This window comes from Aureimonas sp. Leaf454 (genome assembly GCF_001424685.1).
Taxonomy (GTDB): domain Bacteria; phylum Pseudomonadota; class Alphaproteobacteria; order Rhizobiales; family Rhizobiaceae; genus Plantimonas.
The window spans coordinates 25966-45628 of sequence record NZ_LMQT01000003.1 but is presented as its reverse complement, the minus strand read 5'-3'; the positions used below and the strand labels follow the sequence as shown (position 1 = coordinate 45628).

Annotated in this window: 22 protein-coding genes; 14 read left to right on the top strand and 8 right to left on the bottom strand. The window is 67.0% G+C overall.

The features are described 5' to 3' along the window. The first annotated feature begins 86 nt into the window (after window positions 1-86). Window positions 87-404 (top strand): DUF1476 domain-containing protein, encoded by a 318-nt coding sequence (locus ASG43_RS05945; RefSeq protein WP_056501718.1) that lies wholly within the window; start codon window positions 87-89, stop codon window positions 402-404. A 37-nt stretch (window positions 405-441) separates the two neighbouring features. Continuing rightward, window positions 442-1212: an aldolase/citrate lyase family protein gene (locus ASG43_RS05940; RefSeq protein ID WP_056501715.1), complete on the top strand. Its 771-nt coding sequence runs from the start codon at window positions 442-444 to the stop codon at window positions 1210-1212. Between the two features lie 19 nt (window positions 1213-1231). On the opposite strand, the gene ASG43_RS05935 is transcribed toward ASG43_RS05940, so the two are convergent. Together ASG43_RS05935 and cls are read right to left on the bottom strand one after the other, a co-directional pair. Then, complete coding sequence (locus ASG43_RS05935; protein WP_056501712.1) at window positions 1232-1792, bottom strand: alpha/beta hydrolase; 561 nt, start codon at window positions 1790-1792, stop codon at window positions 1232-1234. Window positions 1793-1849: 57 nt separating this feature from the next. Continuing rightward, on the bottom strand, window positions 1850-3283 hold the full coding sequence (gene cls / locus ASG43_RS05930) for a cardiolipin synthase (protein ID WP_056501709.1): 1434 nt from the start codon (window positions 3281-3283) through the stop codon (window positions 1850-1852). Window positions 3284-3512: 229 nt separating this feature from the next. On the opposite strand from cls, the gene ASG43_RS05925 reads away from it, so the two are divergent. Next, window positions 3513-4274, top strand: a complete 762-nt coding sequence (locus ASG43_RS05925) for an endonuclease/exonuclease/phosphatase family protein (RefSeq protein WP_056501706.1) — start codon at window positions 3513-3515, stop codon at window positions 4272-4274. 55 nt (window positions 4275-4329) lie between these two features. On the opposite strand, the gene purB is transcribed toward ASG43_RS05925, so the two are convergent. Then, a complete protein-coding gene (purB, locus tag ASG43_RS05920; protein WP_056501702.1) occupies window positions 4330-5658 on the bottom strand; it encodes an adenylosuccinate lyase in 1329 nt (442 codons plus the stop codon). A 206-nt stretch (window positions 5659-5864) separates the two neighbouring features. Here purB and ASG43_RS05915 point away from each other — a divergent pair, with 206 nt between their 5' ends. Beyond that, window positions 5865-6362, top strand: coding sequence for a GNAT family N-acetyltransferase (locus ASG43_RS05915; protein ID WP_162244684.1), 498 nt, complete (start codon window positions 5865-5867; stop codon window positions 6360-6362). Here the strand turns inward: ASG43_RS05915 and ASG43_RS05910 are convergent. Both ASG43_RS05910 and ASG43_RS05905 read right to left on the bottom strand, forming a co-directional pair. Beyond that, the gene (locus tag ASG43_RS05910; RefSeq protein ID WP_056501949.1) at window positions 6346-7356 is read right to left on the bottom strand and encodes a P1 family peptidase; all 1011 of its coding nucleotides are present in this window, start codon (window positions 7354-7356) and stop codon (window positions 6346-6348) included. The two genes, ASG43_RS05915 and ASG43_RS05910, sit on opposite strands and share 17 nt — an antisense overlap. A 26-nt stretch (window positions 7357-7382) precedes the next feature. Continuing rightward, the gene (locus ASG43_RS05905; RefSeq protein WP_056501697.1) at window positions 7383-8468 is read right to left on the bottom strand and encodes an ABC transporter substrate-binding protein; all 1086 of its coding nucleotides are present in this window, start codon (window positions 8466-8468) and stop codon (window positions 7383-7385) included. A 105-nt stretch (window positions 8469-8573) separates the two neighbouring features. On the opposite strand from ASG43_RS05905, the gene ASG43_RS05900 reads away from it, so the two are divergent. The 7 genes from ASG43_RS05900 to ASG43_RS05870 all read left to right on the top strand — a co-directional run bounded on the left by ASG43_RS05900 (window position 8574) and on the right by ASG43_RS05870 (window position 14913). Further along, a complete protein-coding gene (locus ASG43_RS05900) occupies window positions 8574-9311 on the top strand; it encodes a glutathione S-transferase (protein WP_056501695.1) in 738 nt (245 codons plus the stop codon). A 138-nt stretch (window positions 9312-9449) separates the two neighbouring features. Beyond that, window positions 9450-9944, top strand: a complete 495-nt coding sequence (locus ASG43_RS05895) for a flavin reductase (RefSeq protein ID WP_244487998.1) — start codon at window positions 9450-9452, stop codon at window positions 9942-9944. Window positions 9945-10034: 90 nt separating this feature from the next. Continuing rightward, window positions 10035-10958 (top strand): MoxR family ATPase, encoded by a 924-nt coding sequence (locus ASG43_RS05890; RefSeq protein ID WP_056501693.1) that lies wholly within the window; start codon window positions 10035-10037, stop codon window positions 10956-10958. Between the two features lie 41 nt (window positions 10959-10999). Next, window positions 11000-12238, top strand: a complete 1239-nt coding sequence (locus ASG43_RS05885) for a VWA domain-containing protein (protein WP_244487997.1) — start codon at window positions 11000-11002, stop codon at window positions 12236-12238. A gap of 16 nt (window positions 12239-12254) precedes the next feature. Then, window positions 12255-12596, top strand: coding sequence for an XdhC family protein (locus tag ASG43_RS05880; RefSeq protein WP_200939477.1), 342 nt, complete (start codon window positions 12255-12257; stop codon window positions 12594-12596). Next, window positions 12596-13294: an XdhC family protein gene (locus tag ASG43_RS05875; protein ID WP_056501688.1), complete on the top strand. Its 699-nt coding sequence runs from the start codon at window positions 12596-12598 to the stop codon at window positions 13292-13294. The genes ASG43_RS05880 and ASG43_RS05875 overlap by 1 nt, the downstream gene beginning before the upstream one ends. After that, window positions 13291-14913: a molybdopterin-binding/glycosyltransferase family 2 protein gene (locus tag ASG43_RS05870; protein WP_056501684.1), complete on the top strand. Its 1623-nt coding sequence runs from the start codon at window positions 13291-13293 to the stop codon at window positions 14911-14913. Before ASG43_RS05875 ends, ASG43_RS05870 begins: the two co-directional genes overlap by 4 nt. Window positions 14914-14947: 34 nt before the next feature. Here the strand turns inward: ASG43_RS05870 and ASG43_RS22030 are convergent, their stop codons facing one another. Beyond that, the gene (locus ASG43_RS22030; RefSeq protein WP_082490687.1) at window positions 14948-15100 is read right to left on the bottom strand and encodes a DUF2256 domain-containing protein; all 153 of its coding nucleotides are present in this window, start codon (window positions 15098-15100) and stop codon (window positions 14948-14950) included. 124 nt (window positions 15101-15224) lie between these two features. Between ASG43_RS22030 and ASG43_RS05865 the strand changes: the two genes are divergently transcribed. The 3 genes from ASG43_RS05865 to ASG43_RS05855 all read left to right on the top strand — a co-directional run bounded on the left by ASG43_RS05865 (window position 15225) and on the right by ASG43_RS05855 (window position 17897). Further along, window positions 15225-15950 (top strand): SDR family oxidoreductase, encoded by a 726-nt coding sequence (locus ASG43_RS05865; protein ID WP_056501941.1) that lies wholly within the window; start codon window positions 15225-15227, stop codon window positions 15948-15950. Beyond that, on the top strand, window positions 15947-17494 hold the full coding sequence (locus ASG43_RS05860) for a cryptochrome/photolyase family protein (protein ID WP_056501681.1): 1548 nt from the start codon (window positions 15947-15949) through the stop codon (window positions 17492-17494). The genes ASG43_RS05865 and ASG43_RS05860 overlap by 4 nt, the downstream gene beginning before the upstream one ends. 121 nt (window positions 17495-17615) lie before the next feature. Next, a complete protein-coding gene (locus tag ASG43_RS05855; protein ID WP_056501675.1) occupies window positions 17616-17897 on the top strand; it encodes a hypothetical protein in 282 nt (93 codons plus the stop codon). Between the two features lie 59 nt (window positions 17898-17956). Here ASG43_RS05855 and radC read toward each other — a convergent pair whose 3' ends face one another. Both radC and map read right to left on the bottom strand, forming a co-directional pair. Continuing rightward, entirely contained in the window at window positions 17957-18712 is a 756-nt protein-coding gene (gene radC, locus ASG43_RS05850; RefSeq protein ID WP_056501673.1) for a DNA repair protein RadC, read from the bottom strand. A gap of 4 nt (window positions 18713-18716) precedes the next feature. After that, window positions 18717-19568, bottom strand: coding sequence for a type I methionyl aminopeptidase (map, locus tag ASG43_RS05845; RefSeq protein ID WP_056501672.1), 852 nt, complete (start codon window positions 19566-19568; stop codon window positions 18717-18719). Window positions 19569-19663 lie beyond the last annotated feature (95 nt).

Genomic DNA, 19663 nt, shown 5'->3' with positions numbered 1-19663 from the left:
GAGTCCTCTACAAAAACCACCTGAGAGAGCCTATTCCCAAGAGGACGGTCCGGCGAGCGCCGAATCGATCATCGGGAGAGAATCTTATGTCCATGCAGGATCGGGAACAGGATTTCGAAGCACGCTTCGCCCATGACGAGGCTCTTCGCTTTCGCATCGAGGCCCGGCGCAACAAGCTTCTCGGGCTTTGGGCGGCCGGCGAACTCGGCAAGTCGGCCGAAGAGGCGACGGCCTATGCGCAGGAGGTCGTGAAGGCGGATTTCACTTCGCCCGGCGACGACGACGTCTTCGCCAAGATCCGCGCCGATTTCGACGCGGCCGGCGTGGCGAAGTCGGATCATCAGATCCGCCGAACGATGGCCGAGCTTCTGATCGAGGCGGAGCGGCAGGTCCAGGCCGACTGAAAGCCGGCGCCGTCCGCGAGGTTTCAAGGAGAAGAGTATGGCGCTTTCGACGCTACGGGACCACTTGGCCGATGACGGGTTCGTCCTGTCCTCCTGGTGCGGCTTGCGCGACCCGGCGGTGCACGAGGCCCTGATCCGCTCGTCCTTCGACGCGATCACCTTCGACATGCAGCATGGCGTGCAGGACGTCGCGAGTCTGGAACTCGGGATCGGGCGCGCTGCGATGCTCGGCAAGCCGGCGCTCGTTCGCCTGGCCTTAGAGGACCGGGCGAATGCGGCGCGTTCGCTCGACTTCGGAGCCTCGGGCGTCGTCATGCCGATGATCGGGTCGGCGGAGGAAGCGCGGATCTTCGCCGAGGCGGTGAAATACGCGCCGCTCGGCAGCCGGTCCTACGGTCCGACGCGGGCGGTCGAGGTCCATGGCCTCGCCGGCGGCCGCGACTACATGCGAACGGCCAATCGCGACACGCTGGCGCTCGCGATGATCGAGACGCGATCGGCGGTCGACGCGCTCGACGAGATCCTCGACGTGGAGGCGATCGACGGCGTGTTCGTCGGCCCGTCCGACCTTTCGATCGCGCTGTCCGGCCGGGGCGAGCTCGATCCCTACAGCGAGGCCAACTCGGCCGCGATCCGCCGCATCGCGGAGGCGGCCCGCCGTCGGGGAAAGCTGGCCGCGATCTATGCGCTGAACGCGGAGGACGCGCGGCGCTACCGGTCCGACGGCTATCGGCTCGTCTGCGTCGCCTCCGACGTCGGCCTCCTGAAATCCGCCGCAGCCGCTCTCGTCGAAGCCGTCCGCGCCTGATCCGGACGGCCCGCGCCGGTCATTGCGTGAGCGGAAGCTGCGAGACGAACTTGCCGAAGGTCAGGAGACCTTCGGGCCAGGGTCCATGTCCGCTCTCGGCATTGAGATGGCCCGAATCGCCGGCGTCCACGAAGAGCGAGCCCCAGGCCGCCGCGATGTCCTCGGCGACGTCGAAGGTCGAGAACGGGTCGTTGCGGCTCGCGATCACGACGGAGGGAAACGGCAGGGGATCGCGCGGATAGGGACCGAAGGTCTGCAGATGCTTCGGGCGCAGGGCGGGATTGGCGACGTCGGGCGGCGAGACGAAGAAGGCTCCGGCCACGCGATGCGTGAAGAGGGGAATCGCCTGGACCGCGCTGGCGACGCCGAGCGAATGGGCAACCAGCACCACCGGCCGCGTCGATTCGTTGACCGCGTCCGCCACCGCCTGCACCCAGTCCTCGCGCACCGGCTTGGTCCACTCGCGCTGGTGCACGCGGCGCGCCGTCGACAGGCGGTTTTCCCAACGGGTCTGCCAGTGTTCGGGCTGCGAGCCCCGGTAACCCGGGACGACGAGGATATCGGCTTCTGAAACGCGCATGGCCCGCAGATGCGAAGGTCCCGCCGTCTTGTCAAGCGATGCGCCGTCCCCGGCCGGTCAGAGAAGCGGGCTGATCAGGCGCATGGCGTTCTCGAGGAGCTTGGTGAAGAAGCCGCGGGTCTCCCATTCCTCGACCGTCAGACGGCGGCTCTTGGCGCGATAGTCGGTCTCGATGACGCGAAGCTGCCGAACCGTCTCGGCATCGTAGGCGATGAGCGTCACCTCGGAGTTCAACTCGAACGAACGCCGGTCCATGTTGGCGGAGCCAACGACCGCGATCTCGTCGTCGATCGAGAGATGCTTGGCGTGCAGGAATAGCTCGCCATAAAGCATGACCTCGACGCCGGAGCTCAGAAGCTCGTCGTAATAGGAACGCTGGGCGTGGTCGATGAAGACGCTGTTGGTCGTCTCCGTCACGAAGAGCGTGACATGCACGCCCTTCTGCACGGCGGTCCGCAGCGCGAGGGACAGAGGCTCGTTCGGGATGAAGTAGGGCGTCGTCAGGACCACGCGCTCGCGGGCGCTGTGGATGAGGTCGGTGAACAGCGTGTCGACGCGGGCGGCGGGATGATCCGGCCCGCTCGGCAGGACCTGGGCAACCGCGCCGCCCTCCATCTTGCCCGGCACCGGCATGAGGGCGGGGCCGGAAATGTCCTCGTCGGTCTCCAGATACCAGTCGCCGATGAAGATCGCCTGGAGTTCCAGCACCACCGGCCCGACGACGCGCGCCATGACCTCGCGGTAGAAGGTGTTCGGCTCGTATTCCTTCTGGTGCATGTTCTGCGAGCCGACCCAGCCGATGCGCCCGTCGACGACGACGATCTTGCGGTGATTGCGCAGGTCGGCGCGGGTGGCCCGGTTCCAGAAACGCAGCGGCAGGATCAGGCGGATCTCGACGCCGCTGCCGTGGAGGCGACGCACGATCGCGTTGCGCCGATAGGAGGAGCCGACCGCGTCGATGAGGAGGCGGCACTGGACGCCGCGCTTGGCCGCTCGTTCGAGAGCCGAGAGGAGCTTGTTGCCGGCCTCGTCGTCCTGAAGGATGTAGAACATGGCATGGGCGTGATCGGTCGCCGCATCGATATCGGCGGCGATGCGATCGACCACCCGGTCGTAATCGTGGTCGAGATCGATCGTGTTGCCGGCGAGGGCGGGCAATTGCCCGATCGACTGGACGAGACGCGAGGCGACGCGGGTCGAGGGCGGAAGCTCGTCGCTGGAATCGCGCGCCTTGGCCGGAATGTCGGCGACGGCTTTCATCACGACCGAGGGCACTTCCTTGATGCGCTCGCGCCGCCATTTCGGATGACGCGCATCCCCGATGACGAGATAGAGGACGAGCGCCAGCACCGGCTGGAAGAAGAAGAGCAGCAGCCATCCCTGCGCCGCTTCCGGCGAACGACGGAAGGGGATCACCACGAGAGCGCCGACGATGATCGTCCAGTTCATCACGGCCAGCGCGATGGACCAGTAATTGACGTCGAGATTCATGCTGCGTCGCGCCTGCCTTTCCGCTTCCGCCTGCCCTCAACGAGGTTCTTTCAAAGGGCGTGGATGGCGCCCTTAGAAGCACGACGGGTTCCGCTTGACCATGCCCCGGGATATCGTGCCGAACGTCCGCTTGCCGAAGATCAGCCGACGACCGATATGGCCCGCTGCGCCGGGCTTGAAAGCGTCGGCCGTGGCGGAATCAGGGCGGCAAATCAAGGCAAGGATCGCGATGCTGCGTATCGTCTACGCGAACCTCGGCTATTCCCGAGAGATCAACGGCTCGATCGGGCACCACATCCGGCGGGCGCACCACCATGTCTACACGCCGCGGGCGGCCCAGATGCGCAGCCTCGGCTTCGTCAAGGAGACGCTGCGGGGACTGAAGCCCGATCTCTCCTGTTTCGTGGAGATCGACCAGGGCTCGCTCACCAACGGCTTCCTCAACCAGCTGCCGATGCTGCGCGAGGATCACCACCAGTTCGCGACGATCGACAACAAATACTCGGCTGCGCCGAAATTCGGCCGCCTCTCCGTTTCCAAGGGCAAGTCGAACGCATTTCTGGCGACCCATCCCGTCGATTTTCGGGCCCGCTATCTCGACGACGGGACCAAGCGCCTCGTCTACGACATCGACATCAAGGGTTTGCGGGTGATGGTCGTGCATTGCTCCCTGCGCGCCCGGGTGCGGGCCCGCCAGTTCGAGCAGATGGCCGGCTGGATCGCCGAGCGCGACACGCCGACCATGCTCGTCGGCGATTTCAACCTGTTCAAGGGCGCGGGCGAGCTGGCCCCGCTGCTCAGGAGCGGAGCGCTGTTCCATGCCAACAGCGCCTCGGGGCCGACGTTTCGCTTTGGGCCCTACCGCGCCAATCTCGACAGCTGCCTTCTCTCGCCGAGCCTCCAGGAGCGGGCGAGCGTCGACGTGATCGACCAGCCGTTTTCCGACCACCAGATGCTGAAGATCGACATCGGGTTCGATCAGGCGGCCTGATCGAGGAGAGGCGAGGGCGGCCGGTCGGACCTTGGCCCCCGCCACGCCAGCGGTCTCACGTCCGGCCGAACACGCGGCGGAAGATCGTGTCGACATGCTTGGTGTGATAGCCGATGTCGAACTTCTCGCGGATCTCGGCCTCCGGCAAAAGGGCGGTCACCTCGGGGTCGCCGAGCAGCTGGTCGAGGAAGTCGACCTCGGCCGTCCCGTTCGCCTGATAGCTGTCCCAGACCTTCATCGCGTTGCGCTGCACGAGGCGGTAGGCGTCTTCCCGGCTCGCGCCTTTCTGGGTGAGGGCCAGGAGAATGCGCTGCGAATGAACGAGACCGCCCAGGCGGTTCATGTTGCCTTCCATGCGGGCGGGATAGACGAGGAGCTTGTCCACGACCCCGGTCAGGCGGGCGAGCGCGAAGTCGAGGGTGATCGTCGCGTCCGGACCGACATAGCGCTCGACCGAAGAGTGCGAGATGTCCCGCTCGTGCCAGAGCGCGACATTCTCCATCGCCGGCAGCGCGTAGGAGCGCACCATGCGGGCGAGGCCCGTCAGATTTTCGGTGAGCACCGGGTTTCGCTTGTGCGGCATGGCGGACGAACCCTTCTGCCCCGGCGCGAAATATTCCTCCGCTTCCAGGACCTCGGTGCGCTGGAGATGCCGGATCTCGATCGCCAGCCGCTCGACGCACGAGGCGATGACGCCGAGCGTCGCGAAGTACATGGCATGACGGTCGCGGGGGATCACCTGCGTCGACACCGGCTCCGGCGTGAGGCCGAGGGCCTTGGCGACATGCTCCTCGACGAAGGGATCGATGTTGGCGAAGCTGCCGACGGCACCCGAAATCGCGCAGGTCGCGATGTCCGCGCGGGCTGCGACGAGGCGATCGCGGCATCTCTGGAACTCGGCGTGGGCAAAGGCGAGCTTGATGCCGAAGGTCACGGGTTCGGCATGGATGCCGTGCGAGCGGCCGATCGTGACCGTCTCCTTGTGTTCGAAGGCGCGCCTTTCCAGCGCCGCCAGGAGGGCGTCGAGATCGGCGAGCAGAATGTCGGACGCTTTGACGAGCTGCACGGAAAAGCAGGTGTCGAGCACGTCGGACGAGGTCATGCCCTGATGGACGAAGCGCGAATCCGGGCCGATGAATTCAGCGAGATGGGTCAGGAACGCGATCACGTCGTGCTTGGTCACGCGCTCGATCTCGTCGATCTTCTCGACGTCGAAGACCGCCGCACGGCCCTTCTCCCAGATGTTCCGCGCGGCCTCCTTCGGAATGACGCCGAGTTCGGCGAGCGCCTCGCAGGCATGGGCCTCGATCTCGAACCAGATCCGGAACTTCTGCTCCTGCGACCAGACGGCCACCATGTCGGGGCGGGAATAGCGCGGGATCATCGGCAGGACTTTCGAGGGAAAACGTTGGCCGGGGCATAACAGACGCGTCGTCGCGCCTCAACGGCGCTCGGCCCGTCGCATCATGGACATGGCGAGGGCATATGCCTCAAATGTAGGCAGAGATGCCTCTTGCTTAACAGCCGTTAGCCATCTTAGCTTCATGGCGTCGGAGCGGCCGATGTTGATCCACTCGGGGGATGCACAGCATGTCGATGTCCAGTCCGTTCGAACTCAAACGCGCCAAACCTGCCGAGGCCGAAGCCATCTTCGAACTCGTGCGGGCCGCCTACGCCAAATGGATACCGGTGCTCGGCCGCGAGCCGATCCCGATGACGGCGGACTATGATCGCGCCGTTCGCGACAACGAGGTCGACGTTCTCTACGACAGCCGTGACATGGTCGCGCTGATCCAGACGGTTGAGCGGGCGGACGATCTCCTGATCGAGAGCGTCGCGGTGGCGCCGGACTGGCAGGGCGCCGGTCTCGGCCAACGTCTCCTGCGGCATGCCGAGGCGAAGGCGCGCGCCGGCAAGCGCAACCGCATCTCCCTGCAGATGAACGAGATCTTCGGCGACACCATCCGTCATTACGAAGCCGCCGGTTTCCGGATCGACGGGCGTGACTTGCAGGATGACGGCACCATGGTGCGGATGAGCAAGGATCTCGCTCCGAACGAGGTGACGGCGATCACCGCCGCGCGCTGATCTCGATCCAGGCTGGAACCCGATCGGCATCGGACGGCAATGCCGCGTGAACGCCGCGTGCAATCGCCCGTGACATGACGGCGGCCGCGGCCGCGCCCATCTCGATCCGGTCTCCGGCGTCCGGTTTTCGTGCCACCGCACCTGTCGCCAGTGCGAAGACGAGGTCTCCGTCGAAATCGGTGTGCGCGGGCCAGAGGGCGCGCGCAAATCCATCATGCGCGGCGATGGCGAGACGCTTGGCCTCGGCTTTCGTCAGGACGGCATCCGTCGCGATCACGGCGATCGTCGTGTTCGCCCGCTCGGAGGCGCCGGCCTTGGTGCGCGGCACCGTCGCGGTCGCCGGCAGCGGGTGAGGAAGCCCGAGGCCCGCGAACTCCGCTCCGATCTCGAACGGAGCGGCCCAGAAATGGGGTCCGCCGGCCACGAGCGGGCTGCCGAGGGCGTTCACCGCCACAAGAGCGGACACGGTGAAGCCGCTGTTCAGCCTGACGGAAGCGGAGCCGAGGCCCCCCTTCACATCGACGGTGACGGCTCCCGTTCCCGCGCCGACGGTGCCGAGGGCGAAATCCAGCCCCGCCGACTGCGCCGCCTCGTGGCCGAGTTCGCGATAGGGCGGGTATCGACCCCAGGTTTCGCCCCCGCCGGCGGCGAGATCGAAGAGGATCGCGGCGGGCACGATCGGAACACGGTGGGGACCGACGGCGAAGCCGCGCCCCGCTTCGCGCAGAAAGGCCTGGACGCCGGACGCGGCATCGAGGCCGAAGGCCGAACCCCCGGAAAGAACCAGAGCGTCGACGGCCTGCACCGTGTTTTCCGGCGACAGGAGATCGGTCTCCCGCGTGCCGGGTGCGCCCCCGGCCACATGAACGGCGGCGGTCGCGGGCCGGTCGCAGAGGATGACGGTGGTGCCGCTCGCCAGCCGTCGATCCGTCGCATGGCCGACGCGAAGCCCCGCGACGTCGGTCAGGAGATTGCGGGTGCCGGCCTGTCCCAGACCCATGGCCCGTCCCGGCTCCATGGTCAGCCGTCCGATTCCGGGACGAACGTCGTCCCGTCGAACCGAAACGTGCGGTAGAGATCGAGATCGCCGTCGCCCTTGGCATCGAAGCGCACGAATCCGAGGGCGGTGGAGAAGCGTGTCGTGTCGAGAACCTCCCGGAGCGTTCTGCCGCTGCGTTGGGCGTCCGTGACGGCGGCGAGAGCGATCTCGGTCGCCGCGAGCGAGGGTCCGAAATAGCCCTCGCGCTCCTCGGGCGGAGGTTCCGAACCCGCGTCTGTCCCATCCGCCGCGGATGTCCATTGCCAAGCCGGCGCAACGGCGACGATGCCTTCGGGCAGGGGCACCGCGCCGGGCTCGTCGAGAAGCGTCTCGCCGGCGACGATGTCCAGGACGAGACCGCTCGCGGCGGCATCCCGTGCGATGATCGCGATGTCCGGCCGGTCGCCCGCGATGACGACCCGCGTCACTCCGCTGGCGAGAATGCGCCGGACGAGACCGAACTGCTTCTCGTCGGCGGGCCTGAACGTGTCGACCAGGATCGGCTTGGCCCCGGCTGCTTCGAGGCGTGACCGCACGGCGTCGGCGAGGCCGCGCCCGTCCACCGATCCGTCGTCCACGAGTCCGAAGGGGCGATCCTTCCAGCGGGCCGAGACGGCCCCGGCGAGCGCCTCCGCCGCTGCGTCCGAACGCGGCGCGACGCGCCAGAGGAGAGCGCCCGATTTCGCCCGCCGATCGGTCAGGCGCGTCGCCCTGACACCGGAGGTGATCGTCGGGATCCCGGCGGCGGCGAGGATCGGAAGCGCGGCCTCCAGCGCTTCGGTGCAGACGAAACCGGTGACCACGCCGACCTTGGCGGCGACGAAGCGCTGGGCGGCCTCCCGTCCGCCCTCTTCGGTGCAGCGCGTATCGATCTCAAGACGCTTTGCCGCGGGGGCTGCGGCCATCGCCCGCCGGGCGCCGGCTGCGACCTGCGCGCCGAGCACCGCGGCGGGACCGCTCGTCGGCGCGGCGACGCCGATCAAAGCATCCGCGGCGAAGGCCTGGGGCCGGCCGAAGGACGAGACCGCGGCGAAAACGAGAGCTGCGAGACTGTGACGAGTTGCCATGCCGGAAGGCTAGCGCCAATTCACCGCGAATTCGAGACGCGATCCGCCGGCGCCCGATCGCTTCGATCGTCGGGCGCGATCGAAATTGCAGCGAGAGGAGATCGCATGTCGTATCGGCTCTACTATTGGCCGGGCATCCAGGGGCGCGGCGAGTTCGTCCGCCTCGCGCTGGAAGAAGCCGGCGCGGACTATGTCGACGTCGCGCGGGGTTCGGACGAGGCGGGTCTCGGACTGCCCGCGATGTTTCGGCGGATGGAGAAGGGGCGTGGCGCATCGCTTCCCTTTGCGCCGCCCTTCCTCGAAGACGGCGATCTCCTCCTGTCGCACGTGGGCAACATCCTTCTTCACCTCGGCACGAAGCACGGACTTTTGCCGGGCGATCCCGCCCTTCGTCTCGTGGCGCACGGTCTTCAGCTAACGATCGCCGACCTCGTCTCGGAGGTGCACGACACGCACCATCCCGTCGCGACGAGCCGCTATTACGAAGACCAGCTCGATGAAGCCAAGGCGAAGGCGGCCGAGTTCCGCCGGGACCGCATGCCGAAGTATCTCGGGTATTTCGAAACGGTTCTCGAGCGAAATCCGGCCGGGTCCGACCATGCGATCACCGGCGAAACCACGACGGTCGATCTCTCGCTCTTCCAGGTGATGGAGGGGCTGTCCTACGCCTTTCCCCGCGCGAGCTCCAACCTAGCGTCGCTTTATCCGAACCTTTCCTCGCTCCGGGCCCGGATCCGCGCCCGGCCGCGGATCGCCGCGTATCTCGCCTCCGAGCGGCGGATCCCGTTCAACGAGGACGGCATCTTCCGACGCTATATCGAGCTCGACGGCGATCCGTCCTGACGATACCCCGCGTTGTTGCGATGCGAAGGTCCTGCGTCGCGGTTGCGCGTGCGAATCGCGCGAGATCGCCCTATGTCAGGCCATGCCGAGCCGCGATCCTCGCGGCCGGTCCGCAGATCCAGCCGAGAGGGCAGCGCCTTGCTGACGACGCCGACGATCGAACCGCTGCTGTTTCGCGATGCGATGAGCCGCTTCGCAGCCGCGGTGCATCTCGTGGCGACCGACGGGCCAACCGGCCGCCGGGGCGTCACGGCGACCTCGGTCGTCTCCGTGTCGGACAGTCCCGCCAGCCTCCTCGTCTGCCTGAACGCTTCGAATGCCGCCAATGCCCGCTTCGACGGCAATGGCTGCTTCGCCGTCAATGTTCTCGGACGGCGTCACGAACACGTTGCCCGCAAGTTCTCGGGCGAGGGCAATCTGACACCGGAGGAGCGGTTCGGCGCCGCCCCCTGGACGCGGCTCTCGACGCAGGCGCCGGTCCTCGTCGACGCGCTGGTCTCGTTCGACTGCCGGCTCATCGACTCGCGCATCGTCGCGACGCATCACGTCTTCATCGGCGAGGTCGTCGCGGTCGCGCTCGGCCAGCCGGACGAAGCGCTCGTCTATCTCGATCGTGCCTACCGGCACGTCTGAAGAGGTCCGCTTGCGGTTCTGGCTTCGACGCTCATATTGAAGGGGCCGCGCGGCCGTATCGCGGGCCTGCGATCCGGAGGAAGTGCTCCCTTGTCCGATCCCCATGCCGTTCCGGATTCGATCGATGCGACCGAGGCGATGCTCGATCGCGAGAACTACGTCGCCGACCGGGCGCTGGCGACGGTGCTCTTCCTGTCGCTGCGAATGGGGCGGCCCCTCTTCCTCGAAGGCGAGGCGGGCGTCGGAAAGACCGAGATCGCCAAGGTCCTCGCCTCCGCCCTCGACCGGCCGCTGATCCGGCTGCAATGTTACGAAGGGCTCGACGTCTCCTCGGCGTTGTACGAGTGGAACTATGCCGCGCAGATGATCGAGATCCGGATGCGGGAAGCCTCCGGCGACACGTCGAAGGACGCGATGCGCTCGGATATCTTCTCCGAGCGCTTCCTCATCCGCCGCCCGATCCTGCAGGCGCTGGACGGTGCGCCTGGCCGCGCGCCGGTGCTTCTCATCGACGAACTCGACCGCACCGACGAGGCGTTCGAGGCCTTTCTCCTGGAGGTTCTGTCCGACAACCAGGTGACCATTCCGGAGCTTGGCACCATCAGAGCCGCCGAGCCGCCGATCGTGATCATCACCACGAACCGCACCCGCGAGATCCACGATGCGCTGAAGCGCCGCTGCCTCTATCACTGGGTCGATTATCCCGCTTCGGATCGCGAACTGGAGATCGTTCGCCGCAAGGCGCCGCGCGCCAATGCCGAACTCGCCGCAGAGCTCGTCGCCTTCGTGCAGCGGCTGCGCAAGATCGATCTCTTCAAGGCGCCGGGTGTCGCCGAGACCATCGACTGGGCGAACGCGCTGACGGAGCTGAACGCCGTCGCGCTCGATCCGGCCCATGTCTCCGACACGCTCGGCGTTCTCCTGAAGTACCAGGACGACATCGCGCGCCTGGAAAAGGGCGAGGGCCGCGAGATCCTCGCAGAGGTGCGGCGCGGCCTCCAGGCGGCGGGCTGAGGCGGGCCATGTTGAACCGGGACCGGGAGGCGGAGATGCCGATGCCGGACAGGGCGGCGCCCGAAGGACGGCTCGCCGACAACATCGCCTATTTCGCGCGCACGCTTCGCAGGGCCGGCCTGAAACTCGGCCCGGCGGCGACGCTGGATGCGATCGCGGCGGTGAAGGCGGCCGGCATCGGTTCGCGCGACGATTTCTACTGGACGCTCCACTGCGTTCTCGTCACCCGGCGCGAGGACGACGCCGTCTTCGACGAGGCCTTCCGGCTGTTCTGGCGCTCGCGCGAGCTGATCGAGAAGATGATCGCCATGTTCTCGCCGAAGGCCCCGCCGCGCGACGTCGCCCCGGACAAGAAGAGGGCCGGTGAGAGCCGCGTCGCGGATGCGCTGTTCGAAGGTGCCAAACGCCGGGAGACGGAGCAGACGCGGCCGGAGATCGAAATCGACGCCAGCCTCACCGTGTCCGAAGCGGAGGTGCTGCGCGCCAAGGATTTCGCGCAGATGTCGGCGGCCGAAATCGAAACCGCCAAGCGCGCGATCGCCGATCTGCGCCTGCCGGCCGATTTCGTGCGGACGCGACGCTTCACGCCCGATCCGCGCGGCGTGCGCATCGATCCCCGCCGGATGATGCAGGCCTCCCTGCGGACCGGCGGCGCCCTGATCCTGCCGAAATATCGTTCCCGCCGGGAGGTGCATCCGCCGCTGGTGGTGATCGCCGACATATCCGGCTCGATGAGCCAGTACACGCGGATCTTCCTGCACTTTCTGCATGCGCTGACGGAACAGCGGCGACACGTCCACGCGTTTCTGTTCGGCACTCGGTTGACCAACGTCACGCGGCAGATGCGTCACCGGGACCCCGACGATGCGCTCGACGAATGCGCGGGCGCGGTCAAGGACTGGTCCGGCGGCACGCGCATCGCGGAGGCGCTGCACGGCTTCAACCTGCGCTGGTCGCGCCGGGTGCTGACGCAGGGCGCCGTGGTGCTGCTCATCACGGACGGTCTGGAGCGCGATTCGATCGTCGAACTCGAAGCGGAGATGGAGCGGCTGCACAAGAGCTGTCGTCGCCTGATCTGGCTGAACCCGCTCCTTCGCTTCGACGGCTTTTCGGCGCGGGCAAGGGGCGTGCGCGCCATGCTGCCACATGTCGACGAGTTCCGGTCGGTGCATTCGCTGGCGGCGATGACCGATCTCTGTTCGGCTCTCTCCGGCACGGGCGGTCCCTCGACCGATCCCCGACGCTGGATCGACGCCGCCGACGCCGCCATGGCGGCCTGAGCGAAGGAAACGCACCGTGTCCGACACGATTTCGTCCGAACTCGACATCCTGGCCACGGCCGAGGCCTGGGCCGGCGAAGGCCGCCGGCTCGCGATCGCAACCGTCGTGGAAACCTGGGGTTCGGCACCCCGGCCCGCCGGGAGCCGCCTCGTGATCGACGAGGAGGGGCGCTTCGAGGGCTCGGTGTCCGGCGGGTGCGTGGAAGGAGCCGTCGTGACGGAGGCGGTCGACGCGATCGAGGCCGGTACGCCGCGCATGCTGGAGTTCGGCGTGGCGGACGAAACGGCGTGGCGTGTCGGCCTCTCCTGTGGCGGGCGCATTCGCGTCTATGTCGAGCCGATCGAGGCAAGGCGCTGATGCATATCGATCTTTTGTCATCGATCAACGCGGAACGTCGAGCGCGTCGTGCCGTGGTTCAGGTGACCGATCTCGCTTCGGGGGTCAGCCGCATCGTGCGGGAGGCGGAGGTCTCGGGCGACCCGCTGGCCGACGAGATCGGCAAGGCGCTTCGGGCCGGCAAGTCTGGGCTGGTGCGTGTCGGCGAGGCCGAGATCTTCCTCAACGTCGATGTTCCGCCCGCGCGCATCCTCATCATCGGCGCCGTGCACATCAGCCAGGCGCTGGCTCCGATGGCCCGGCTGGCCGGCCTTGACGTCGACATCGTGGATCCCCGGACGGCATTTGCGACGCCGGAGCGGTTTCCCGGCGTTGCGCTTGCGGCCGAGTGGCCGGAGGACGTCCTGAAGCGCCGTCCGCTCGACGCCTACACCGCGCTCGTCGCCGTCACGCACGATCCGAAGATCGACGACATCCCCCTCAAGGCCGCCCTTGATGCCGACTGTTTCTACATCGGCGCGCTCGGAAGCCGGAAGACCCACGCCAAGCGCCTCGAACGCCTGACCGCCGCCGGAGCGACGGCAGACCAACTCCCACGCATCGAGGCACCGATCGGGCTCGACATCGGGGCCGCCACGCCGGCGGAGATCGCGGTCGCGGTGCTCGGCTCGATCATCCGCGCGTTGCGCCGCCGATCGGTCGCGATGGACGCCTCGTGAAGTTCGGGCGCGTTCCGCTCGCGGATGCGGAGGGCGCCATCCTCGCCCATGCCGCCAAGCTCGAAGGCGGGCGGCTGCCCAAGGGTCACCGCCTGACGGTCCCCGATCTGCGGCGCCTGGAGGAGGCCGGTCTTTCCGACATCGTCGCGGCCTGTCTCGATGACGGAGACCTTTCGGAGGACGATGCGGCCGAACGGCTTTCCCATGTCGGCGGAAGCGCCGTGAAGGCCGGACCGGCGGGAACGGGACGGGTCAACTTCTTCGCGGAGGCCGCCGGTCTCTTCCTGCCCGACACGGGGCTCGTCGACGCCATCAACGCCGTCGATCCCGGCATCACGCTCGCCACCTTGCCGGCCTTCGCGCCGGTCGAGCCGGGCCGGATGGTCGCGACGGTGAAGATCATTCCGCTCGCGGTCGCCGGGTCGTCCGTGGAAGCGGCGCTCTCTCTGATCGGCTCGGATGCCGCCTTCCGCGTCGCGCCCTTTCGCGCCCTTCGCATCGGGCTCGTGCAGACGGAACTGCCCGGCATCAAGAAGAGCGTGCTCGACAAGACACGCCGCGTGCTCGAGGCTCGACTGAAGCCTTCGGGATCGACGGTGATCGCGGAAGAGCGCTGCGCTCATCGCACCGAAGCGCTGACGGCGGCTCTTGCAGCCTTGCCACCGGCAGACCTCACCGTGGTCTTCGGAGCGTCCGCCGTGATCGATATCGAAGACGTCATCCCGGCCGCCGTCGTCAGATCCGGCGGTCGCGTTCTGCATCTCGGCATGCCCGTCGATCCCGGCAATCTGCTCCTTCTGGCCGAGCGAGACGGACGCCCGCTGCTTGGTGCGCCGGGCTGTGCAAGGAGCATCAAGGAAAACGGATTCGATTGGATCCTCAACCGTTTGCTTTGCGATGTCGACGTATCGGGTGAAGATATCCGCAAGATGGGAGTCGGCGGGCTCCTGATGGAGATCGCGACACGGCCCGCGCCCCGCGAGCCGGTGAAGCCGACGCCTGGACCGGTGGTCGATGCGATCGTCCTCGCCGCAGGCCGGTCGAGCCGGATGGGCGAACATCACAAGCTCCTGGCGCTGTTCGACGGGGTGCCCCTGATCCGCCGAACGGTCGAAACCGCGCTGGCCAGCCGCGTGCGGCGCGTCCGTGTGGTGGTCGGGCATCGTGGACGCGAGATCGCCGAGGCGCTGTTGGGGCTGGACGTCGAGATCCACGAGAATGCGAACCATGCCGAAGGTCTGTCCACATCCCTGAAGCGTGGCTTTGAGGCCTCGCTGACCGCCGAACGGCCGGCCGAGGGACTTCTCGTGCTGCTTGCCGACCAGCCGCAGCTGACGGCGTCGGATCTCGACCGGTTGATCCGGACGTTCCGGCCCGCCGGCGCGGGATCGATCGTCGTGGCGACGGACGAGGGACGCCGTGCCAATCCGGTCATTCTCCCGTCGACCCTGGCGGGCGACGTGATGAAACTCAGCGGAGACGTCGGAGCCAAGCCTCTCATCTCCGCGCATTGCGAACTCGTTCGCGACGTCGAGATCGGCCCGGCGGCGGGTCTCGACGTGGATACGCCGGACGCTCTCGCCGCCGCCGGTGGCTTTCTTCCCTCTCATGGCGCATGAGAGGTCGGCTGTAAGCAATTCATCTTGTTGATGCCTAAGGCTTGGAAACTGTCTTTTTGGCGTCTCGTCGGCATCGCTCGGAGCAGTATTTGACCGTCTCCCAGGTCCGCTCCCACTTCTTGCGCCAGACCATCGGACGCGCACACTGCGCGCAGATCTTGACCGGCAGGTCGGCTTTTCGACGCATCATGTCCTCCGTTTCGCCCGTCACTTCGGGCGCTCGTCCGGATCGAACAGGGACCGCGCTGTCCCGCCGCACTTGATGTCGCCGTTCCTCGGTGCATGTGCCGCCGGCGAATGGGGAGATCTTCATGGGACGATATCTGATCCTCGGTGCCAGCGGGGGCATCGGCGAGGCGACCGCGCGACGTCTGGCGAAGGCGGGGCACGATCTGGTCCTGGCCGGCCGCGATCAAGCGGGCCTTGCGGCCCTTGCCGACGAGATCGGGGGAGCCACGGGCATCGCGGATGTGCTGTCGGCTGATCTCGGAGGCCAACTCGCCGAGATGGCGGGTTCTCGGCTGGATGGTCTTCTCTACGCCGTCGGCACCATCACCCTGAAGCCGTTCGAACGCTTGAAGGACGACGACTTCTTGAGCGATTTCAAGATCAACGCGCTGGGTGCTGCGAAAGCGGTTCAAGCCTTGCTGCCGGCGTTGAAGGCTGCGGACGGCGGCGCCAGCGTCGTCATGTTCTCGACCGTGGCGGTGGATCAGGGGTTTGCGGCGCACGCGTCCATCGCGATGGCGAAGGGCGCGGTCGTCGGACTCGTTCGCTCGTTGGCGGCGGAATACGCCCCGTCCATTCGCGTCAATGCGATCGCACCCTCCCTGACGCAGACGCCGCTCGGGCAGAAGGTCGCGGGCAACGAGCGAATGGCGGAGGCCGTCGCGAAGCTGCATCCGATCCCCCGGCTCGGTGAGGCCGACGACATGGCCGCCATGGCCGAACTTCTCCTCACCGGCGGTACCTGGATCACGGGTCAGGTCATCGCGATCGACGGCGGGCGCTCGACGCTGCGGGTCGCACGCAACTGAGCCGGCCGACCCCCACGATCCGCTTCGTTCTCGGCGACCAGTTGTCCGAAGCGATCCCGACGCTCCGAGATCTTCGGGAGGGCGACGTGGTGCTGATGGCGGAGGTCGGCGAGGAGGCGACCTATGTCCGCCATCACAAGCGCAAGATCGCCTTCCTCTTCTCGGCCATGCGGCATTTCGCAGACGCGTTGCGCGCGCGGGGCGTCGTGGTCGATTACATCCGGCTCGACGATCCCGAGAACGGCGGTTCCTTCGGGTCGGAACTCGCGCGCGCGGTGGAGCGCCATCGTGCGGGAAAGGTCGTCGTGACGGAGCCGGGTGAGTGGCGCGTCGCGGAGATGATGCGCGGCTGGTCGAAGGACCTCGGCATCCCCGTCGAGATCAGGTCCGACACGCGGTTCCTCTGCTCGCACGAGGATTTCGAGCTCTGGGCGGGTGCGCAGCGCGGGCTCCGAATGGAGTTCTTCTATCGGGAGATGCGGCGTCGGACCGGGCTTCTCATGGCGGGCGACAAGCCGGTGGGCGGGCGCTGGAACTTCGACGCGGAGAACCGCGAGGCGCTGCCGAAGACGATCGATGCGCCGAGGCGGCCGGACTTTCCACCGGATGACACGACGGAAGCGATACTCGGTCTCGTCGCGCAGCGGTTCGGCAATCATTTCGGCGATCTCGACATGTTCGACTATCCGGTCACGCGGGAGGACGCGCTCGCCTATCTCGACTGGTTCGTCTTCGTGGCGCTGCCGAACTTCGGCACCTACCAGGATGCGATGCGGCAGGGAGAGCCGCTGCTGTTTCACTCGCACCTCTCGGCTCTGATCAATTGCGGTCTTCTCGATCCCCTGGAATGCTGCCGACGGGCGGAGGCGGCCTATCTCGACGGCGATGCGCCGATCAACGCCGTCGAGGGTTTCGTGCGCCAGATCATCGGTTGGCGGGAGTTCGTGCGCGGCATCTATTGGCGGGAAATGCCCGGCTACGGCGCGCGAAACGCTCTCGATGCCCGTCGGCCGTTGCCGGACTTCTTCTGGACCGGCGACACCGACCTCAATTGCCTGCGGCAGTCGATCGCCGAGACGCGGGCGAATGCCTATGCCCACCACATCCAGCGACTGATGGTGATCGGCAACTTCTGCCTCCTCGCCGGTCTCGATCCCGTCGAGGTCCAGGAATGGTTTCTCGTCGTCTACCACGACGCCTACGAATGGGTCGAAATGCCGAATGTGGTCGGGATGATCCTCTATGCGGACGATGGGCTCTTCGCGTCCAAGCCCTATGCCGCGTCGGGCAACTACATCGACAAGATGTCCGACTACTGCCGCTCCTGCGTCTATTCGCCGAAGGTCAAGCAGGGCGAGGGCGCCTGTCCCTTCAACCCGCTCTACTGGGACTTCCTGGCGCGCAACCGCGACAAGCTTTCCCGCAATCAGAGGCTCCAGCGGCCCTATGCGACGCTCGACCGGATGGCACCCGACAAGGTCGCCGCCGCTCGGCGGGACGCACAGGCGTTCCTGACCGGTCTCGTCGGCGACGGCGACTATTGAAGATGCCGTTTTGCGCCTTGCTCTCTTCGGGTTCAGCGATTTAGATTCGATTAACCATTTCAGGCGCAGCATTCTGAGGCCGGCATGGCATTCTCCACCGGCGACGAGATGGAGCGTGTCGATGCAAAAACGCGTTGCAGACCCGGACTTCCAGAAGATGCTCGGCGGATACGGCCTGACGACGGCCGAGATCCTCTACCGGATGCCGGACCACCCTTCCTTCCTGCAGACCTTTCACTGGCAGTTCGCCGATCTCGCCCCGGACTATCCGCGGCTGAAGCGCTTCCTCGCCCACTGGGAGCGCGAGGTGGAGGCCGCGATCTATTCGGTGCGGGTCATGCATGCCGGGCTGATCGGCCCGCGCGAGGTTCGCCTGGTGCGCGACATCGGCCATCTCCACTGACATCGGCGCACGGTCGCGGGCAGGGCGCTGGCCTCTCGGCCCCGCCCGGCCGGCGCAGGTCACATCAGTCGGAGCCCCTTGAGGCTGGCATGGCCGGACCGGCCGACGATGATGTGATCGTGGACGGCGATCCCGAGCGGCTTGGCGGTTTCGACGATGGTCTTGGTCATCTCGATGTCGGCCCGCGAGGGCGTGGGGTCGCCCGAGGGATGGTTGTGGACGAGGATGACGGCGGTCGCGGACAGTTCCAGCGCTCGGCGCACCACCTCGCGCGGGTAGACCGGCGTATGGTCCACCGTTCCGGTCTGCTGCACTTCGTCGGCGATCAGAGCGTTCTTCTTGTCGAGAAACAGGATGCGGAACTGCTCGCGCGCCTCGTAGGCCATCGCCGCCTTGCAATAGGCGAGAACGGCCGCCCAGGACGACAGGACCTCCCGCTCGATCACGCCGGAGCGCAAGGCCCGCGCGTTGAGCGCGGCGAGGATCGTGAGATCGAGAGCGGAGGCCGCCCCCATGCCGGCGATTTCCGACAGGCGGGCGGCTGGCGCATTCAGCACCTCCGACAGCGAGCCGAAGCGCTTCATCAAGGCCTTGGCGATCGGCTTCACGTCGCGTCGCGGGATGGTGCGGAAGAGAACGAGTTCGAGAAGCTCGTAGTCCGCGAGGGCTGCAGGCCCCGCCTCGGCGAAACGCTCGCGCAGGCGATCGCGATGGCCGTCGTGGTGCTTCTCGATCCGGTTCGAAGCGCCGCGCGACGACGTCGAGGATTCCGAAAGGCCCGGAGAACGTCGCTCGTCGTCCTCCGGTTCGTCCATGGCGCTAGAGCGTCGGCAAGGTGGAGGGATCGATGGCGAGGCCGGGCGTATCGAGGCCACCCGGCGAGAAGGTGAAGACCTCGCAACCGGTTTCGGTGACTCCGACCGTGTGCTCGTACTGCGCCGACAAGGTGCGGTCGCGGGTGACCGCGGTCCATCCGTCGGCCAGGACCTTCACATGCGGGCGACCGAGATTGATCATCGGCTCGATCGTGAAGATCATGCCGGGACGAATCTCTGCGCCTTCGCCCCGACGTCCATAGTGCAGGACGTTCGGCGCGTCGTGGAAGAGGCGGCCGACGCCATGGCCGCAAAAGTCACGGACCACCGAGCAGCGTTCGGCTTCGGCATAGTCCTGGATGGCCGCTCCGATGTCGCCCATTCGTCCGCCTGGCTTGGTCGCGGCGATGCCGAGCATCAGCGAGCGATAGGTCACCTCGCACAGACGCTCGCCCGCGCGCTTGACCTTGCCGACCGGGTACATGCGCGAGGCATCGCCATGATAGCCGTCGACGATCAACGTCACGTCGATGTTCACGATATCGCCGTCGCGCAGCGGCTTGTCGTTCGGGATGCCGTGGCAGACGACGTGGTTGATCGAGGTGCAGACGCTTTTCATGTAGCCGCGGTAGTTCAGCGTCGCGGGGAGGGCGCCGTTGGCGAGGCCGAAGCGAAAGACATGCGCGTCGATCGCCTCGGTCGTGATGCCGGGCTTCACGATGGCGGCGAGGCTGTCGAGGCACCGTGCGGTCAGCTGGCAAGCCCGGCGCATGCCCTCGAACGCCTCGGCGTCGTAGAGGCGGATCGCGCCCGTGTTGCGCGTCGGCAGCACTTCGGCTTCGAGATAGGTGGTCATGGGCGGTCCAGGCTGCGAATGTCCGGCGTCGTCTTCCGGTGTTGGATGTCGCACCGAATGCGTCCGGCTTCAAGCCCGACGCGGCCGGACGTCCG

What these genes read in the sequence shown, in the direction of transcription:
- ASG43_RS05945 (WP_056501718.1), top strand. Translation starts at nt 87, where the DNA reads ATGTCCATGCAGGATCGGGAACAGGATTTCGAAGCACGCTTCGCCCAT.
- ASG43_RS05940 (WP_056501715.1), top strand. Translation starts at nt 442, where the DNA reads ATGGCGCTTTCGACGCTACGGGACCACTTGGCCGATGACGGGTTCGTC.
- ASG43_RS05935 (WP_056501712.1), bottom strand. Translation starts at nt 1,792, where the DNA reads ATGCGCGTTTCAGAAGCCGATATCCTCGTCGTCCCGGGTTACCGGGGC.
- cls (WP_056501709.1), bottom strand. Translation starts at nt 3,283, where the DNA reads ATGAATCTCGACGTCAATTACTGGTCCATCGCGCTGGCCGTGATGAAC.
- ASG43_RS05925 (WP_056501706.1), top strand. Translation starts at nt 3,513, where the DNA reads ATGCTGCGTATCGTCTACGCGAACCTCGGCTATTCCCGAGAGATCAAC.
- purB (WP_056501702.1), bottom strand. Translation starts at nt 5,658, where the DNA reads ATGATCCCGCGCTATTCCCGCCCCGACATGGTGGCCGTCTGGTCGCAG.
- ASG43_RS05915 (WP_162244684.1), top strand. Translation starts at nt 5,865, where the DNA reads ATGTCGATGTCCAGTCCGTTCGAACTCAAACGCGCCAAACCTGCCGAG.
- ASG43_RS05905 (WP_056501697.1), bottom strand. Translation starts at nt 8,468, where the DNA reads ATGGCAACTCGTCACAGTCTCGCAGCTCTCGTTTTCGCCGCGGTCTCG.
- ASG43_RS05900 (WP_056501695.1), top strand. Translation starts at nt 8,574, where the DNA reads ATGTCGTATCGGCTCTACTATTGGCCGGGCATCCAGGGGCGCGGCGAG.
- ASG43_RS05885 (WP_244487997.1), top strand. Translation starts at nt 11,000, where the DNA reads ATGCCGGACAGGGCGGCGCCCGAAGGACGGCTCGCCGACAACATCGCC.
- ASG43_RS05875 (WP_056501688.1), top strand. Translation starts at nt 12,596, where the DNA reads ATGCATATCGATCTTTTGTCATCGATCAACGCGGAACGTCGAGCGCGT.
- ASG43_RS22030 (WP_082490687.1), bottom strand. Translation starts at nt 15,100, where the DNA reads ATGCGTCGAAAAGCCGACCTGCCGGTCAAGATCTGCGCGCAGTGTGCG.
- ASG43_RS05865 (WP_056501941.1), top strand. Translation starts at nt 15,225, where the DNA reads ATGGGACGATATCTGATCCTCGGTGCCAGCGGGGGCATCGGCGAGGCG.
- ASG43_RS05855 (WP_056501675.1), top strand. Translation starts at nt 17,616, where the DNA reads ATGCAAAAACGCGTTGCAGACCCGGACTTCCAGAAGATGCTCGGCGGA.
- radC (WP_056501673.1), bottom strand. Translation starts at nt 18,712, where the DNA reads ATGGACGAACCGGAGGACGACGAGCGACGTTCTCCGGGCCTTTCGGAA.
- map (WP_056501672.1), bottom strand. Translation starts at nt 19,568, where the DNA reads ATGACCACCTATCTCGAAGCCGAAGTGCTGCCGACGCGCAACACGGGC.